The organism is Infirmifilum tikiterense, from assembly GCF_054696565.1.
The window spans coordinates 376,802-393,690 of sequence record NZ_CP182482.1 but is presented as its reverse complement, the minus strand read 5'-3'; the positions used below and the strand labels follow the sequence as shown (position 1 = coordinate 393,690).

Below are 16,889 nucleotides of genomic sequence, written 5' to 3'. Positions count from 1 at the left end.
GATGTGACTGCATATCCTCGCCCTGCGCACGTAGCCGTAGGCCCTGGAGAAGCAGCCAGCCTTCGGCAAAGCGCAACGATGTTATACTTTCAGGGTAATCATCGTAGCAAATATTACCCCCCTTGTCCAAGGAGGGTATGGAGGCCCGCTGCCGCAGGCAACGGCCGGTGAAGGGGTGAGCCGGCCAAGGAGGCGGGCCAGGGTGCTTCCCCGAGAAAACTGGCGCCCGTAGCGGGGGAAGAGGGGGCGCCTGCACTCTCGGGGAAAAGAAAGTGGGCGGGAGGGGGCAAAGCATCTCGAATCAGGCCAGCGGGCCCCGGGCACCTAGGCTGCACCGCCTCCAGCGCGCTAGCGTTGAGGGGGGATAGGCGGCGGAGCCATTGGGCCGGGGCCGCCGAAAACAACCCCTTTTTTACCCACGCAACCCCACCATTCACGCTCCTCCGGGACGTGGTGGGAGCGGGGTTGCGTGGGTGGCCGGACCCCCGCAAGGGGGCGGCGGGCTACGCCGGTGAGGCGCCGCGGCTTTTGGGGCTCGCGCGAGCCACCGGCCGCAGCGCGGAGGCGTGAAGGTGCCGGCATGCGGGGCCGCGCCCACGTGGCCCGGCTCTGGGCCGGTAGTGCCCGCCCGCAAGCCGGCTGGCCCGGGGGCCGAGGCCCCGGATCGCGTGACCGGGGATAAGGCTCCCCGGGGAGGGGTTGCTTCGGCGGCCCTCGGCTGCTCCCCGCCCCCTGGCAGCCGGCCCCCTGCCCTCGGGGGTGGACGGGCCGCTACTGCAGCTTTGGCGCCGCTGGGCTTGGGCGGGCTCGGCGGGAGGGCCGCATCGAAGCCCCGCGCCTGGGGCCGCGCGCGGCAGGCTGGGGCCGGGCTCACAGGCTGTGAGATGCCGTTGCGTGTAGTGTTAACAGCAATGCCGGAGCTCTACAGGCTGCCTCGAGGCTCGCTACTACTTCACACTAGGCTCAGCCACCGCTAGCTCACAGGGTGTGAGACGCTACGGCAACCACGCAGCAGCGCACACCTCTGGGGGCTGGGCTGTGCTGCGGCTCCCCCGCACCTCACGCCTCTGGGCGTGGGGGCGGATGGGGGCCGCGGCGAGAGGCCCGGCCTCCCAGGTGAAAGGAGGTGAGACTATGAGCGGGGAGGGTAAGGGGAGTAGAAACGGCGAGAAGCGCGTCGAGGCGTTCAGGGTCTGGGAGGTCAAGGCGAACAGAGCAGTGAGGCTTCGGCTTCGGAGCCTCTACTTCAGCGTTGCCTCTGCGGTTGAGCGGGCCTGCGAGGACCTCGAAAGGAAGTATGGTGACGCGTTCAGGAGGGAGCCGGAGAGGTTCGGCAGAGAGCTGATCGAGGAAGCCTCAAAGACGTCTGGGCTGCCGAAGGGGCTGCTCTGGTACGCTGTGGAGTGGTGCAAGATGCTCGCGGAGGCTAGGGAGAAGAGCAAGAAGCGCAGCAGGTTCACCCCGCCGCCAATACCGTTACTTGTCAAGGTAGTCAGTGGCGGCATAGTGCTTCACGGCGGCGATAACGCCGCTGCGGCGCTCAACGCCTCCAAGGGAGAGCTCCGCATTCCAAGTGTTGGCGTCGCGGTGAGGCTGAGACCCTCCTTGATTAGGGCAGTGCTGGAGGACACCCAGCGCTTCGAGGACGTGAAGCTGACGCTATGGCTGACGAGCAAAGGGAGGCTGAGGCTAGTGGCTCACCGCGCGGTCAGGCCTGCCTGGTGGGACGGCAATTCCAAGCTCGCAGTGATCGCTATAGATGTGAACAGCTCTCACGGACTATACATGATGGTCTTCGCCTTCGATGGTGGCGCTAAGTTGTTGGCGCAACGCGTACTCAGGTCTCCCAACATGACAATGTTGAGACTGCTGGCGGCCATTATGCGTAGCTACTCCAAGCTGGGTAGCTGGGAGCTCGCCGTCAGGAGGTTCAGGCAACAGAGGGACGTCGAAAAGCTGCAGAGGATGGGGAGGGGCTACGCGGTGGAGGAGGCGCTGAGGCTGGCGGAGAGGCTGAGGGCGAAGATGAACCTGACTCCGGAGAAGGCTGAGCGCATAGCTAGGCAGGCTTCGAGGAAGGTGAGGAAAGTCAACGACGACTGGATCAGGAGCGTGCTCAGGGAAATGAGGAGCCTGGTGAGGAGGCTGAGGGACCGGGGCTACCTCGTCGTCATCGTTGCGGATGTGCCCCGTGCCGAGTCCCTCAAAGGCTCACAACTACAGCGAACACTCCTCAGAGTTGCAGAACGACTGAAGAACCTAGCGCTCTACGAGGGAGCAAAGTACTTTGAGCCTGACAACAACGTCAGCGGGAGGCAGTGCCCGGTCTGCGGAGCTCGGGGCGTAGAGCTGGGGAAGCGCTACTACCGATGCTCCAAGTGCGGCCTAGTCTACGGCAGGGACTGGGCAGCCTGCGCCAACGCCGCCAAGCTCTTCCTAGAGGCCTGCGATGCGGAGAAGCAGCTGGAGGCGCTGAGAAGCTGGCTGCGCACCTCCAGGGCGCTGGTCCACGGAGCCCCTCGAAGCATAGCGAGGTAGCCCAGCGACGTGCGGGCCCCGGCCCCAGTTCCCGGCACGGCGACACAGCGATGAGCCGCTTGCCGGGTGCCGCGCGCGGTGTGAAGAGGCGATTCGAGGCGCCGAGGCGGAGCCCCGCCGCACAGCCCAAGCAAGGTGGCGGGGCGGGCCGAAGGCGCGGAGCCCATGAGTACCCCGAAGAGGGGGCCCCGGATCAGTGAAGGGGTGGATGAGCCAGGCGCGGCCGCCAAGCCGTCCAGCGAAACCATGTGATCATTATACTGTAAGTCTTCGAAATTAATGTTTAGTGCTCGCGAGGAGCCGGTAGGGTTAGTAATAAATACTGTTCCGTGCGGAAAAGACATAGAATGCCTAAAGGCAAAGCTAAGAAGGCTAAGAGCAGGGGCTCAGCCGAAGAAAAAATCGAGGAGAATGTAATCTACTTGCCCGTAAGGGAGGATTACAAAGTCATCGACGAGTACTGGGTGGTGGAGCCTTTCGCTAAAGTTAAGATCGTGGAGATACCCGAGGCAGGCAACCAGCGGGCCTACTTCGTAGAAGAGGTTCAGCTGACAGAGGAGGAGAGGAAGGCCGTGGAAAAGCTGATAGATATCCTCAGCGTCGAGCTGGAACCACCTGCATCGTTCGACGTCGACCTTAGGCAGCACGTTGTGGAAGAGGCCAAGAGGCTCGCCGAGAAATACAAGGGGTCGCTCAGGGGCATCAGCGAGGAGAGCTGGGGTAAGGTTCTGTACTACATAGAGCGAGACCTGGTAGGCTACGGTCCGATAGAGGTCCTCATGAGGGACTACAAGCTCGAGGACATTAGCTGCGACGGCGTCGACAGGGCCATACACGTATGGCACAGGGACTACGAGAGCATACCAACCAACATTGTTTTCAGGAGCAGGGACTACCTCCGTGAGTTCATAGTTAAACTGGCACACATGTCTGGGAAGCACATTTCAGCGGCATTTCCCATAGTTGACGCCATGCTTCCCGGTAGGCACAGGCTGGCTGCGACGTACGGTGAGGAGGTCTCGCCGAGGGGGAGCACGTTCACAATAAGGAAGTTCCGCGAGAAGCCGCTTTCCATCGTAGAGATGATTGAGAGCGGTAACCTCGACGACTGGACTGCGGCCTACCTTTGGGTTATGCTCGAGAACAGAATGACGCTAATGGTTATAGGCGCCACCGCCGCTGGCAAGACGACTTTGCTGAACGCGATTGCAAACTTCTTCAAGCCAGGTTTCAAGATCGTGACCATTGAAGAGACCCCCGAGCTCAACCTACCGCACGAGAACTGGGTTCAGCTGGTCAGCAGGGAGAGCTACGGGCTTGGGGAGTCCAAAGTGGGGGAGATATCGCTCTATGACCTCGTGAAGGTGTCACTGAGGTACAGACCAGACTACATCATCGTGGGGGAGGTGAGAGGCGACGAAGCCTTCGTGCTCTTCCAGGCCATGAGCACGGGGCACGGCGGCATGTCCACGATGCACGCGGACTCGCTCGACCGAGCCGTTAAACGGCTCACTAGCCCGCCCATGGACGTGTCCCCGGCGTACATCCCCTCCCTGAACATCGCTATAATGACCGAGAGGACCATCCTCCCAAGCGGGGGGTTTGCCAGGAGAGTAAAGCATGTTTGGGAGGTGGAGGACTACGAGAAGTACAGGGAGGTTGTGAGGTGGGATCCGGCTAAGGATGTCCATAGGGTTGTCGCGGAGAGCTACCATCTGCGCCTCATCGCGGAGAGGACAGGCAAGAGAGTAGAGGATCTCTACAGGGAGATTGAGCGTAGGCGTGTAGTGCTACGGTGGATGCAGGTTAAGGGTATAAAGGAGACGAAGGAGGTTTTCACGTACATTAATAAGTACTGCACCTACCCCGAAGAGGTCTACTCAACAGCTTACACCGAACTAAAAGAGATCAACGCACTGCCTCAGCCCATTAGAGTCGCGCCCAAGGTGGAGGTCGAAGTCACCCCAAGACCCACGGCAGTCAGCGCCACACCCGTGATCGCGAAGCCGCCCTCTACCATACAGCGGCCCCCCTCAGAGGCAAGCAACGAAAAGCCAGCCGTCGATATAGCTTTAAACATCAGCAACGAGAGCATGGCCGTGCTGAGGGCTCTCGCGATTCTCGGGGGTGAGGGAGATCACGCCTCGGTTCTCTCGCTTACTTCTCTCCCAAGGGAAGCGTTCGTGAAGGCTGTAGGGGAACTGAGCGGGAAGCGGCTCATTATACCCACTCTAATTTACGTGGAAGGGAGACCCACGATAGGCTACAAGTTGTCTAATGAGGGAGAAGCCTTAGTTAAACGGCTGAACCTCAAGTAGGGGAGGGTGCCGGGGAATGAGCGGTGAAGCCTTAGTTTCGTTCGTAACGGGCATTAGCGGTAGCGGCCGCCTCAGTCTACTCAAAGAAGTTCAGTCGAGAAACGACGCGTTGAAGATAATAGACGTGGGGACAAGGATGTATAAAAAATCCAGCGATCTGGGAATTCAGATTCCAGACGGTAAGATTCTCGACATGGATCCCCTCGCGTTAGACTACCTAAGGGCCGCGACGTTCGAGGACATCCTGAAAGAGGTTGAAGGTCTCCGCTCAGCGGGAAGTGCTGTGAGCATAAGTACCCACGTCTGCTTTCGGTGGAAAAAGCACCTAATGCACGCGTTCAACTTCCATTACGTGAACGCTCTGAACCCAGATGTGTACATAAACGTGATCGATAACGCGCATAGTGTGTACCTAAACCTTCTCCACGACAGCGCGTGGAGCGGAAGGCTCACGCTGAAGGAGGTGCTTGTCTGGAGGGACGAGGAGGCTTTCATCACTAGGATGCTTGCGGAATATCAGCGGAAGCCTTTCTACCTGTTTCCGCGCCGTGAGGATCCATCCATGCTTGAAAGAATACTATTCAAAGTCGAGGCTGCTCGTAAGTCGGGGAGTAAACCCTTGCCGAAGGCCTATCTCAGCTACCCGATCACGCACGTAAAGGGTAATCCGGAGGTGTGGAAAGAGAAGGACGAAGTCAAGCAGAAGCTGAAAGACAGCGGCGTGGTGGTATTCGACCCTATATCGATCGAGGACTCAGTTCTGATCGATTGGGCTTACGAAGCCGTCGCTAAAGGTAAAGAAACAGTTGAAGTGGAAGTTGACGGGCGCGTTGGGGAGATTAAGGTTAAGGAGATACTAGACGCTGTGGGCGACATAAAAGACCAAATTGTAGTGAGGGATTACCAGCTGATAAACCAGAGCGATATGATTATAGTGTTCTACCCGACGAAGGTTCTGTCACCTGGGGTTCTCAGCGAGATAAAGTACGGTTATACTCACAACAAGAATGTCTACGCGATATTCCCCTTCGAGGAATCCAGCCCCTTTTTCGAGTACTACACCACCAGGCTATTTAAAGACGTGGACGCTCTTCTAGACCACCTGCGCGAGGTTGGGGCGCTTTGACGAGTATAGATATTCGCGCCGTAGCGCTACACCTCACAGAAGAAGACCTCGCCTCCCGAGACAAAGCCGAGCAAGCGATCACCAGGTTCGCCGAAAGTACCGATACATTTACCAAGACAAAGAGCTACAAGGTTCTAAGCAGGAGGGTCGTCCTGCCTCCTGCATCCTCGCGGGAATTAGAGCGCTCCCTGCGCGTCGTCGTAGAGCTCGCGGAAAACGCCAGCATAAACTACGTGGGAGTACCCTTAACCGACTGGGACCCCGCAACAGTAGCCGAAGCCTTGCAAGAGTACCCGAAGCTTTTCCTCTCGGTGGAGTACGCTCCAGGCCAAGATCAGAAGATAGTGGGGGTTTTAAGGCATATATCTGGGAAATCATACCTCCTCGCAACGCATTTTGCAGTAAGCTTCGGACCGCGGCTCCAAACGTCCTACTTCCCTGCCACTCAAAGCGTGAAAAGAGGGGTGACCATGAGTCTACTCTATGTGGAGGAGTTCAGAAGGGAGGTTCCGAGCGACCAGCTAGTAGCGAAGCTGTTAGAGTTGCAAAAACAAGCAGAAGAAAGCTTCGATAACTTTACAGGCATAGATCTCTCGCTCTCACCCTGGATGGATCGAAGCGTGGCATCGCTCATCGAGGAGGTATCCGGAGTCACTTTCACTTTGCCGGGGACAGTTGCCGCAATACGAGAGCTGAACGCGAGGCTGGAAACTTTAACATCCCACGTCAGAACTACCGGATTCAACGAGGTTATGCTTCCGCTTGCGGAGGACAACCGCCTAAAGGAGCTCGCGAGAACGAGTCAGCTCAGATTCAGCCACCTACTGAATTACACCACGTACTGTGTCGCTGGGCTAGACATGGTAGTGATCCCCGAAACCTCCGAGGACGCAGTCCTGCTAGGCACGCTAAGAGACCTCTGGAGCGTACACCAGCTTAAAAGGAAGTCTATCGGTTTGCGATTAATCCTGGCACCGGCCGACGAGGGCGAGGAGATAGACCTCGGTATGTTCGGAAAAACACCGGTAATCTCGCCTCTCCTTTAGTGCCGCGCCGTGCAGATTCTACCCGATTTAACCTAACTTGGGAACCTAGACACTAGGCATATCTCCGTTTTGCACTCTTATAGTAGGAATTTGAAGCAACAAGAGATCCCGATACGACAAGAGAAAATTTATTAACGTTGAGTATATCGTATCATCAGCCGGGGTGGCCGAGCGGCCCAAGGCGGCGGATTGCTAATCCGCTTCCCGAAAGGGAACCCGGGTTCAAATCCCGGCCCCGGCGCCTCACAGCGACTGTTTATCTGCCTTGAGCCAGTCACCGGCTTTATTCCTCGGAGATAGCCCGACTGAAAAATTTAAATTGGGAGTTAGCATTAACTATACTGCCGGCACGCCCTGAAAGTCCACCCCCCGCTACCAGGAGCGGGGTGGGGAAGCCAGGTATCCCGCGGGGCTCATAACCCCGAGGTCGGTGGTTCAAAAGGGCGTGCCGGCTCTTGTCTCTAATTAATGGTTAGAAGCTCTGCGAATGCCTGGTGCCAAGCGCTTGAAAAATGCCCCCTCCCACCTGCCCCTCTCGGGGCTCTTTCGGTCATTGGGGGCATATACACCCTTTCTGCTCGACTATTTTAGCATTTTCTAGCCTTAAAGGCACCACACACTATCCCTTAAGGCATCCATGCTTGTAAATCTAAAAAGCACTATTTGTTAGGATAAAGGGATAGTATTGCTACTTATGACGCTGGGTTTTTATCGTCATGAACTTTCTACTTACGAGAACATGAGCGAGAAGAAAACGAAGATAATTTTGTGGTTTGAGGAGCTGTCCAAAGAGGATGTACCAATTGTAGGCGGCAAGAACGCTAACCTCGGTGAGATGATAAAAGCTGGAATACCCGTGCCTCCAGGCTTCGCGGTGACGGCATACGCTTACAAGAGGTTTATTGAAGAGACCGGGATTCGCGACAAGATCTACGAGATACTGCGCAGCCGCGTTCCTGCAGGTGCCGCTAAGCCAGAGGACTACATGGAGGCTAGCAAGGAGATAAGAAAGCTCATTGAAAGTGTTTCTATGCCTAAGGACATTGAGGAGGAGATCAGGAGGGCTTACCGCGAGCTCAGCCGGCGTGTCGGCAAGAAGGTGGAGTTCGTAGCCGTAAGGAGCAGCGCGACGGCCGAGGACTTACCTGACGCCAGTTTTGCGGGCCAGCAGGAGACGTACCTGAACGTACGAGGCGAAGATGACGTCATCGACAAGGTCAGGAAGTGCTGGTCGAGCCTCTTCACACCAAGGGCTATTTTCTACAGGGAGTCTAAGGGGTTCGAGCACGAGAAAGTCCTGATCAGCGTGGCTGTGCAGAAGATGGTGAACTCAAAGTCTGCCGGCGTGATGTTCACACTGCATCCCGTCACCGGCGACAGGGACAAGATCGTTATTGAGGGCCACTGGGGGCTAGGAGAAGCCGTGGTCAGCGGGAAGGTGACGCCTGACGAGTGGGTTGTGGACAAGAAGACGATGCAGATTATTCAGCGCAACATTGTCGAGAAGAAGGTTGAGCTAGTTAGAGACCCTCAGACTGGCAAGACTGTGGAGCGCGAGGTTGAGCCGGAAAGGAGGAATGCGCACTCGCTAACTGACGAGGAGGTCCTGAGGCTCGCGGAACTCGCACTGAAGATCGAGCAGCACTACGGTAGGCCCATGGACATTGAGTGGGCGGTTGACAGGGATCTCCCGTTCCCGGACAACGTGTTCATTGTGCAGGCAAGGCCCGAGACTGTTTGGAGCGTAAAGGAGGCCGCTGGCGCTGGCGCAGTATCTGTTAAGAGCGTTGCCGAGGCTAAACCCGTGGTTAAAGGGCTGGCCGCTAGCCCGGGTGTCGCGTATGGGCGAGCTAAGATCTGCTTGACTCTCGAGGACGCTAAAGCCAAGATGCAGCCCGGAGACATACTGGTCACTAAAATGACGGACCCCGACTGGGTGCCTTACATGAAAATCGCAGCCGCGATAGTGACGGATGAAGGCGGAATGACCGCTCACGCTGCGATAGTGAGCAGGGAGCTGGGCATACCCGCGATAGTGGGGACCAGGGAAGCTACAAAGCTGATGGTCGACGGCAAGGATTACACCGTAGACGCAAGGACCGGCGTCGTCTACGAAGGTAGAGTAGAAGAACTGCTGGGCGCGAAGAAGGAGGAGAAGGTGGCTGCGGCGGCCGCGCCCATCGAGATAGTATGGAAGCCGATTACCGGCACTAAGATATACATGAACCTGGGCGTTCCCGAGAAGATCAAGGAGTACAAGGACCTGCCCTTCGACGGCATTGGTCTAATGAGGGTAGAGTTCATCATGGCAAGCTACGTGGGAGAGCACCCGCTGTACCTCCTCGAATCGGGTAGAGGCGACGTCTTAGTAAACAAGATGGCAGAGGGCATAGCTCTCGTTGCGCGTGAAATCTACCCGAGACCTGTCGTCGTGCGCTTCAGCGACTTCAAGACTAACGAGTACCGGCAGCTGAAAGGCGGGGAGAAGTACGAACCTCAGGAAGACAACCCGATGCTCGGCTGGCGCGGCGTAAGTAGGTACATCAGCCCTCAGTACGAGAAAGGCTTCAGGCTTGAGGTTAAGGCGATCAAGAAGGTCAGGGACGAGATGGGTCTCGGCAACGTCTGGGTCATGGCGCCTTTCGTCAGAACACTGTGGGAAGCCGAGAAGTTCATCAAGCTGCTTGCCGAGGAAGGGCTTGAGAGCAGCAAAGACTTCAAGATATGGGCTATGGCGGAGGTCCCGAGCATAATCTTCCTCGCGGAGGAGTTCTCCAGGTACTTCGACGGCTTCTCCATTGGAAGCAACGACCTAACGCAACTCACCTTGGGTACGGACAGGGACTCTGCGATCCTTCCAAAGATAGATCCCAGGTACTTCGACGAGAGAGACCCAGCAGTGCGCACAGCCATAGCCATGCTCATCGAGAAGGCACACAACTCGCCCTACGGCTATCGTACAGTCTCGATATGCGGACAGGCTCCTAGCGTTTACCCTGAGTTCTCAGAGTTCCTTGTGAGGCACGGCATAGACAGCATAAGCGTGAACCCCGACGTTGTGGTTCGCACTAGGGAGCTCGTAGCCTCCATCGAGCGTAGGATAATCCTAGAAAAATCTCTCGAAATCGAGAGGGTTGAGGAGGATCTAGGGTGGCCGATGCGACGCGAGAGAAGAGGCCTACCGAAGTTCGCGCGTAGGGTTGACGAAGTCGAATAAGCGAGATTTAAGCTCGGCAAGCTTTCTTTTGAGCTTCTCCCGTAGGCACTCCCTATCTATTCTTTCACCGATCAAAGACTCGAGCTCTGAGGCCACTTTTTCTGCGGCTGTGATCACATCCTCGGAGGGAGGGCTCCCGAAATCAATGTTTCCGGAAACGGGGCCTATAACCCAGGCTTCTCCTATGAATTTTCCCGAAGCATACCCGAGAGCTACGATATGGGCAGGGGAAACCACGTGCGCGCTCATCTCCCAGTTTACAGCGTCGACGATATCGTATGCTGAGAGCCTGCGAGGGTCGAGCCTTATCTTTACAACCTCTCCCTTAGAGCCGAAGCTCTCATCTAGAACATCTATGAAAACCACTAGAGGAACCCCCTCAAGGTACGAAGCCGCGGTGAAAGCGTCGAGCCCAGCGGCTATAGCGTTAACGCCGCATTCCGCTAGCGCGTCTGCCAGGAGAGGACCTATCGCGTCGTCGCCGAACATCTCATTTCCAATACCTATCACTAGATAAGGTTTAGTCAAGCGAGCCACACCGTTTTCTGCGCTCTTCCTTGACAACCTCGAGGAGTTTTTCTGTGCAGAACGATGCCTCCCGCTCCCCCGGGTCGCACTCGATGACTACCACTTCCCTTACAGGCGCGAAGGCTCTTAAGCCCTCTAACAAGTGGTCAACGTCGAGCGAGCCCTCCAGCGACGCTCTAATAGCTTCAGGCGCTTCCTCTGCACTAGGCCTCTGCAAGCTTACGGTATAGCTGTAAATACCCGGTGCTCTACCCCTCCTCTTAAGGGTTAAGATCTCTACGAGGTTTGGGCTGTACTTCTCAAGCATGAAAGACACCGTAAGGCTATCTGTTGAGAAATCCTCCACGATGACGTGGCTGCACTCTGGGAGCTTCGTTGCAACTTCAAAGGCCTTATACACGGACTCCCCATCTTCACCGTAGTAAAACAGGAACCCTAAAAGAACCTTAAATCCCGACTCCGAAATTTTCTGAACAAGCTCGGCGTACCCACTTTCGGCAAGAGCTTTTTTCTCCTCCTCAATGTTCGGGGATTTCTCCGGGAAAGTTGTTAACCGCCTGTATAACGGCTCGATCGCAGTACCGAGAACCGGTTGTGCTAACGCGGATCGTATAGAGTCGTCTAGAGCCCTCAAAGTTTTAATGGTTTCGGCTAATAGGTTAATGATGCTGCTTCTTTTCATCCATAGATACCCCGGCAGCCCTCAATAAAAGCCTCTCAAGTAACTGAACTAATATGTAATATTATTAACATATCTTTTTATATTCTTCTTTTAACAAGATTTAGATTAAATCCCGATTTTTAAAAAAATTATATTCGTAAGTTTATGAATGAAAGGAATCATAACTGTAATTTTTCTGAGTATAAAGATTTATAATTGATCTTAATGCCACAAATTTGCAAGGCGGTAAAATGCCGCTGAACAGTTTTAGCCTAAACCGTAGGGACTTTCTAAAAGTCACTGGGGCAACAGCGCTTCTAGCTTCCCTTAACTGGAACGAACTGGTGAAGCTCGCCGCAGCCCAAGCACAGAGCGGTGCGATAAACATTGTGTGGTTCGAAGCGCAGGACTGTGCCGGAAACACCACAGCCTTAATACAGGCGACGGAGCCCGACCTAGTAGACGTCCTAGGAGGGTCCTTCCACCTCGTAGGCCCGGGGAACGTGAAGCTCGCTTTTCACGAAACAGTCATGCCAGAGTGGGGTGAGAGCGCCTTAGATATCGCACGTGCTGCAGCGGAGGGCAAGCTCAACCCCTTTGTCCTAGTCCTCGAGGGGAGCTTCCCGCAGGATGAGAAGGCAGGAGGGCCGCCCGGTAGCGACTACTACTGCTTTATAGGCGAGGAAAACGGGAAGCCTATATCTTGTGTTGAGTGGATGAGAAGGCTGCTACCCCGCGCGGTTGCAGTCGTCGCTGTCGGTAACTGCGCGTCATACGGGGGGCTGGTAGCTAACAAAGTCCTTGATCGCGTGCAAGGCTTGCCCTCTTCGAGCTGGAGCGATAGCCCGACGGGCGCTGTCGGCTTCTTCGACGACCCCATTAGGGGAATAAAGGGCCTCGTAAACCGCCTACCTGAGGCTGAGCCGTTCCGAAGGTTCATCTCGGGCCAGTGCACTTTCAAGCCTGGTGAGATACGCCAGGACTGCAGACCAGCGGTCGCGGTGCCTGGGTGCCCTGCAAACGGGAACGGGCAACTGAGGGCCCTTGCGAGTCTGGTGCTTTGGGCTAAAGGCCTGCTACCCTTACCCGAGCTCGACAGGTACTGGAGGCCGAAGTTCATATACGGTCAGACCGTTCACGAGCAGTGCCCCAGGGCTGGCTCCTACGCAGCTGGTGACTTCAGGCAGTACCCCGGAGAGAACAGCTACAGGTGCCTATACGCGGTTGGCTGCAAGGGTCCGATCTCGAACTGCCCGTGGAACAAGCTGGGCTGGGTCAATGGAATCGGTGGGCCCACGAGGACTGGGGGCGTCTGCATAGGCTGCACGATGCCAGGCTTCACCGACGCCTACGAGCCCTTCTACAAGCCTCTCCAGGCGCCGCGTGTGCCCACGGGACTTGAGAGTGCAGCAGCTGTAGCGGCCTTGCTCGCGGGCGTCGGCCTAGCTTACGGTGTCTCTAAGAGTATCGAGAAAAAGAAGGAGGAGGCTAGTAAAGAGGTGAAGGGGTGAGATTCCATGAGCATTAAGGAGGTATTTATAGACCCAATCACACGGATTGAGGGGCACCTCGCCCTCAGGGCGCTTGTCGACACAACGACGAGGAAACCACAGAACGTGTGGGTCTATGCCACGATGTTCAGAGGCTTCGAGGTGTTCCTAAGGGGGAGGCCGCCGGAGGACGCCATCCACATAACATCTAGGATATGCGGTGTATGCGGAGCGAGCCACGCTAACGCCTCGATGCACGCGGTGGACATGGCCTACGGTGTTGTCCCAGAGCCGCTCGGAGTGGTCCTGCGAAACATGGCTTTCGCGATGACGGATCCCCTCTACGACCACCCCCTCATCCTCAACATGCTAGGAGGCCCGGACTACAGCGAGCTCGTTGTGAAGAAGCTAACGCCGAAGGTCTGGGCAGACGCCCAGATGACCGACGCGCCCCACAGGGACATCCACGGCTTCGCCAAGATATCGGACATAATGCGCGCCCTGAACCCGATCGAGGGCAAGATCTGGCAGCTGACTGTGAAGTACCAGAGGATAGCCCGCGAGGGCGGCGTGCTGATCTACGGCAGGCACAGCCACCCGAGCACGATCATCCCCGGCGGCATCTCGACGGATCTCTCCAACCTGGAGTACCTGCTGGTAGGCTACACCTACAGGCTCACAAAGCTAACGGCTTGGGCGAAGTTCCTTTACACAGTGTGGCAGGACATAGTTTGGTTCTACGAGGAAATGGAGAACTACAAGGAGCAGGGACTCACTTACCGCAGGCACAACATGGTCAGCAGCGGTTTCTTCGATGACCCCGAAGAGTACTCGTCGCTAGGGGAAACCCCCGAAGACGTTTACAAGAACATCGACAAGGCCGCGCAGAAACGCAGCGTCAAGCCGGGGGCGTTCGTGAACGGCGAGCTCGTGACAAAGAGCTACAAGGAGATCAACCTGAGCATAATGGAGTACGTTGGCGCCTCCTTCTACGATGACTGGAAAGGAAAGTTCCCGCTCTACACGGAGACGGATCCCGAGGGCAATAAGCTGCTGTGGGGCAAGCAGGATCCCGCTTACCACCCGTGGAACAAGGTGACGATACCCAAGCCGGGGGCTAGGGACTGGAATGGGAAGTACAACTGGGCCGCCACCGTCCGCTTCGTGTGGAAGGACGGCACAGTCACACCCTTTGAAGTCGGCCCGATAGCGAGGCTCATGGCCACGGCTTACCAGCCCAGCGACTTCGGCAGCGGAAACGGGGCGCTCAGGGTGACGCTGCCGAGGAGCGGTGGCGCAGACGACCTGCCACCTAGCGTTGTTGAGGAGATGACGCTCGAGTGGAAAGCCCCGCCCTACTCGACCACGCTCCAGAGAGTCCTGGCCAGAGCGTTCAACGTCGTAATCGATGCAGCCGTGGCGTGGCAAAACGTGCTAAAGGCGGTGGAGCTTGTGAGAAGCGGGAGGACCAAGACGTCCCGGCCGTGGACTGCGCCGTCTCGCAGAACATTCGGAGTAGGGTTCACAGAGGCCCCGAGAGGCACGGTCAGGCACTGGGTCGTCCAGGAGGGTGGGAGGATAGTCAACTACCAGATACACGCACCGACGACGGGGAACGTCTCTCCGCATGACCAGTGGGGTATGTCGCCCTTCGAGCAGAGCGTCGCCAACAGCGTTGTAACTGAGGAGGTTCCACCCGACCAGTGGGAGGGCCTGGACTTCGTCAGGGCCATCAGGAGCTTCGACCCCTGCCTCGCGTGCGCCGTGCACATCCAAGTGGGCAAGGTGAAGTCGATCAAGAAAATGATCGTGAGGTGAAGGGCCCCAATGGATATTCTAGACTTCGCGATCTACGTTGCGCCCCCGATCGTGGTAGCGGTCTTCCTACTCGGTGTCGGCTACAGGCTCGGCAGGTACCTGTTCTTCTGGAAGAGGAGACCCTCAGCTCCAAGGAGGCAGCGCCCGCTGACAAAGCTGGCTGTAGGGCTAGTAATGACGTTCGCCGACCCGCTCATCCAGGGGCTTAAGCACAGGAAGGGGGACTTCGTTGGCGGGCTCGTCGCGCTCCACATCCTCGGGGTGATACCGCTAATCTTCCTGCTTGGGCAGCACGTGGCAATGTTCTCGTACTGGATACCCTTCTACTCGGTCCTGCGCCCGCTGGCCATACCCTCGTCCATAACCTCCTCCGGCCTGACAGTTGCCTCAGGCGTGATACCAGCCTCCGACATGTCTTGGGGGTTCGTTAACACGCTCTGGGGGCCGCTTGTGGTCATACTGAACGGGGACCTGCTAGCGATACTGGCCATACTCGGTGTCAGCTACAAGATAGGCGACAAGATCGTCCGACTGGTCCACAGGCTTGGCAATGCCCGCATCGGCGACTGGTACGCCCTCCTACTCCTCCTCGCAATCCTAGTTTCGGGGTTCATGGCCACGCACCACCTACCCTCTGGTGAGATAGGGACCTACAGGACGGTCCTCGGCGTCCACATCACCCTAGCCGAACTGCTGGTAGCAACTCTGCCATTCACGAAGTTCTGGCACTTCGTCTTCGGCTACTGGTACGGCAAGCTCCACGAGTGGTACGACCTGAAGTTTAATAGGGGGACGTTATGAGCTGGGAGGAATTTAACGCGGAGAAGGTTAGAAGCGCCGAGACCTACGCGCTCAGGCACCTGGACTCCGTGATGTTCCACTTCTTCGAGGACTGCGTTAACTGCGGCCTCTGCGAGATCAACTGCCCCTACACCGCCGCCGGTGAAGAGTACGGCCCCGTCGAGAAGGCGGAGCCCCTGAGGAAGATCTACAGGCGGCACGCGCAGATCATACCGAAGCTGTTCCCGTGGCTCTTCGGCGCCGGTGTCCCCAAGAGCAAGGAGGAGCTCGACAAGTGGGTTGAAAAAGCATACAGGTGCACCAACTGCGGCCTATGCTACACGACGTGCCCCTTCGGCATCCATAGCGGCGAGATGATAAAGGTCCTGCGAGGGTACCTCGCGAAATCCGGCAGGATACCGACGCTACTGAAGCTCATGGTCGACGCGGAGGCCTCAAACACCCTGCTCGAGAACGCGGGTCTCCGGAGGGTATGGGAGGACGCCGTGAGTAAGCTGAGGGAAGAGGGGGTCGAGTTCAACAAGAAGAACGCCAAGTACCTGTACATAACCTCCCTAGCGGAAGTCATGATGACTCCGGGCTCCGTCTTCGGAGCTGTCAAGCTCTTCAAGAAGCTGAACCTCGACTGGACGATGCCCGACAACCCCCTTTCCATGAGGGCTCCGATCGGCTCCCTAGCTGGCGATGACGAAGCCACAGCTATCGTCGCCAGGAGGATCTACGAGTACATCAGGGAGATTAACCCCGAGTACGTCGTCCTCAGCGATGGCGGCTACCCCTACACCTTCTTCAGGTTCGACTTACCCAGAATCATCGGCGAGAAGCCTACCTTCAAGGTGGTTCACATAGTGGAGCTGGTCGAAGAGGCCCTTAAGCAGGGCAAGCTCAAGTTCAAGAAGGCCGCGGAGAAAGTCACCTGGCATAGCCCCTGCAAGATGGGGCGCTTCGGAGGCCTGCTCGAAGAGCCTGTGCGCGTGCTGAGCGAGGCATCAAGCAACTTTGTGAAGCTGAAGAGCCACGGAATTTTCAGCAAGTGCTGTGGAGGTGGGAGTTCGATAGCCTGCATCGTTCCGCCCACGCAGCAGATGATGGAGAAAGTTATGGGAACAAGCATCCCCATAAGCGGAACCGAGAAAGCCTTCCTGGATAAGCTCTACAAGGATATGCTTGTGGCCGGCAAGGCCAAGGTGGACGAAATAAGGGAGAGTGGTGCCTCGGTGGTCGTCACGTCCTGCGTTGGGTGCATGCACACGTTAGGCATGACCACACAGGCATACGGCGTGAACGTAAAGCTGAAAATGCTTTCAGAGTTCCTATCGGAGAACCTCGAATAGATATTTTTTCTG

11 protein-coding genes and 1 tRNA gene are annotated in these 16,889 nt (G+C 56.9%); 10 read left to right on the top strand and 2 right to left on the bottom strand.

Annotation, left to right across the window (positions count from 1 at the left end; genetic code table 11):
- Window positions 1-1,134 precede the first annotated feature (1,134 nt).
- From ACNO7C_RS02140 to ppsA, 6 genes are all read left to right on the top strand, one after another.
- A complete protein-coding gene (locus ACNO7C_RS02140) occupies window positions 1,135-2,538 on the top strand; it encodes a zinc ribbon domain-containing protein (RefSeq protein ID WP_460025375.1) in 1,404 nt (467 codons plus the stop codon).
- A gap of 347 nt (window positions 2,539-2,885) precedes the next feature.
- Window positions 2,886-4,856 (top strand): type II/IV secretion system ATPase subunit, encoded by a 1,971-nt coding sequence (locus ACNO7C_RS02135; RefSeq protein ID WP_460025374.1) that lies wholly within the window; start codon window positions 2,886-2,888, stop codon window positions 4,854-4,856.
- A 16-nt stretch (window positions 4,857-4,872) separates the two neighbouring features.
- Window positions 4,873-5,982, top strand: coding sequence for a hypothetical protein (locus ACNO7C_RS02130; RefSeq protein WP_460025373.1), 1,110 nt, complete (start codon window positions 4,873-4,875; stop codon window positions 5,980-5,982).
- Window positions 5,979-7,028, top strand: a complete 1,050-nt coding sequence (locus ACNO7C_RS02125) for a DUF711 family protein (protein WP_460025372.1) — start codon at window positions 5,979-5,981, stop codon at window positions 7,026-7,028. The genes ACNO7C_RS02130 and ACNO7C_RS02125 overlap by 4 nt, the downstream gene beginning before the upstream one ends.
- Window positions 7,029-7,185: 157 nt before the next feature.
- A tRNA-Ser gene (locus tag ACNO7C_RS02120) sits at window positions 7,186-7,269 on the top strand.
- Window positions 7,270-7,767: 498 nt separating this feature from the next.
- A complete protein-coding gene (ppsA, locus tag ACNO7C_RS02115) occupies window positions 7,768-10,245 on the top strand; it encodes a phosphoenolpyruvate synthase (RefSeq protein WP_460025371.1) in 2,478 nt (825 codons plus the stop codon).
- Here ppsA and ACNO7C_RS02110 read toward each other — a convergent pair.
- On the bottom strand, window positions 10,207-10,773 hold the full coding sequence (locus tag ACNO7C_RS02110; protein ID WP_460025370.1) for a hydrogenase maturation protease: 567 nt from the start codon (window positions 10,771-10,773) through the stop codon (window positions 10,207-10,209). The two genes, ppsA and ACNO7C_RS02110, sit on opposite strands and share 39 nt — an antisense overlap.
- Window positions 10,766-11,455, bottom strand: a complete 690-nt coding sequence (locus ACNO7C_RS02105; protein ID WP_460025369.1) for a hypothetical protein — start codon at window positions 11,453-11,455, stop codon at window positions 10,766-10,768. Before ACNO7C_RS02105 ends, ACNO7C_RS02110 begins: the two co-directional genes overlap by 8 nt.
- Before the next feature lie 230 nt (window positions 11,456-11,685).
- Here ACNO7C_RS02105 and ACNO7C_RS02100 point away from each other — a divergent pair, with 230 nt between their 5' ends.
- Genes ACNO7C_RS02100 through ACNO7C_RS02085 form a run of 4 tightly spaced genes read left to right on the top strand, consistent with a single transcriptional unit; the run spans window position 11,686 to window position 16,877 of the window.
- Entirely contained in the window at window positions 11,686-12,945 is a 1,260-nt protein-coding gene (locus tag ACNO7C_RS02100) for an NADH-quinone oxidoreductase subunit B family protein (RefSeq protein WP_460025368.1), read from the top strand.
- A gap of 6 nt (window positions 12,946-12,951) precedes the next feature.
- Entirely contained in the window at window positions 12,952-14,742 is a 1,791-nt protein-coding gene (locus tag ACNO7C_RS02095; protein WP_460025367.1) for a nickel-dependent hydrogenase large subunit, read from the top strand.
- A 9-nt stretch (window positions 14,743-14,751) separates the two neighbouring features.
- On the top strand, window positions 14,752-15,543 hold the full coding sequence (locus tag ACNO7C_RS02090) for a hypothetical protein (RefSeq protein WP_460025366.1): 792 nt from the start codon (window positions 14,752-14,754) through the stop codon (window positions 15,541-15,543).
- Complete coding sequence (locus tag ACNO7C_RS02085; protein WP_460025365.1) at window positions 15,540-16,877, top strand: (Fe-S)-binding protein; 1,338 nt, start codon at window positions 15,540-15,542, stop codon at window positions 16,875-16,877. Before ACNO7C_RS02090 ends, ACNO7C_RS02085 begins: the two co-directional genes overlap by 4 nt.
- The last annotated feature ends 12 nt before the right edge of the window (window positions 16,878-16,889 follow it).

Coding starts and splice junctions, on each gene's coding strand:
- ACNO7C_RS02085 (WP_460025365.1), top strand. CDS start 15,540: ATGAGCTGGGAGGAATTTAACGCGGAGAAGGTTAGAAGCGCCGAGACC.
- ACNO7C_RS02100 (WP_460025368.1), top strand. CDS start 11,686: ATGCCGCTGAACAGTTTTAGCCTAAACCGTAGGGACTTTCTAAAAGTC.
- ACNO7C_RS02090 (WP_460025366.1), top strand. CDS start 14,752: ATGGATATTCTAGACTTCGCGATCTACGTTGCGCCCCCGATCGTGGTA.
- ACNO7C_RS02095 (WP_460025367.1), top strand. CDS start 12,952: ATGAGCATTAAGGAGGTATTTATAGACCCAATCACACGGATTGAGGGG.
- ACNO7C_RS02130 (WP_460025373.1), top strand. CDS start 4,873: ATGAGCGGTGAAGCCTTAGTTTCGTTCGTAACGGGCATTAGCGGTAGC.
- ACNO7C_RS02140 (WP_460025375.1), top strand. CDS start 1,135: ATGAGCGGGGAGGGTAAGGGGAGTAGAAACGGCGAGAAGCGCGTCGAG.
- ACNO7C_RS02135 (WP_460025374.1), top strand. CDS start 2,886: ATGCCTAAAGGCAAAGCTAAGAAGGCTAAGAGCAGGGGCTCAGCCGAA.
- ppsA (WP_460025371.1), top strand. CDS start 7,768: ATGAGCGAGAAGAAAACGAAGATAATTTTGTGGTTTGAGGAGCTGTCC.
- ACNO7C_RS02105 (WP_460025369.1), bottom strand. CDS start 11,455: ATGAAAAGAAGCAGCATCATTAACCTATTAGCCGAAACCATTAAAACT.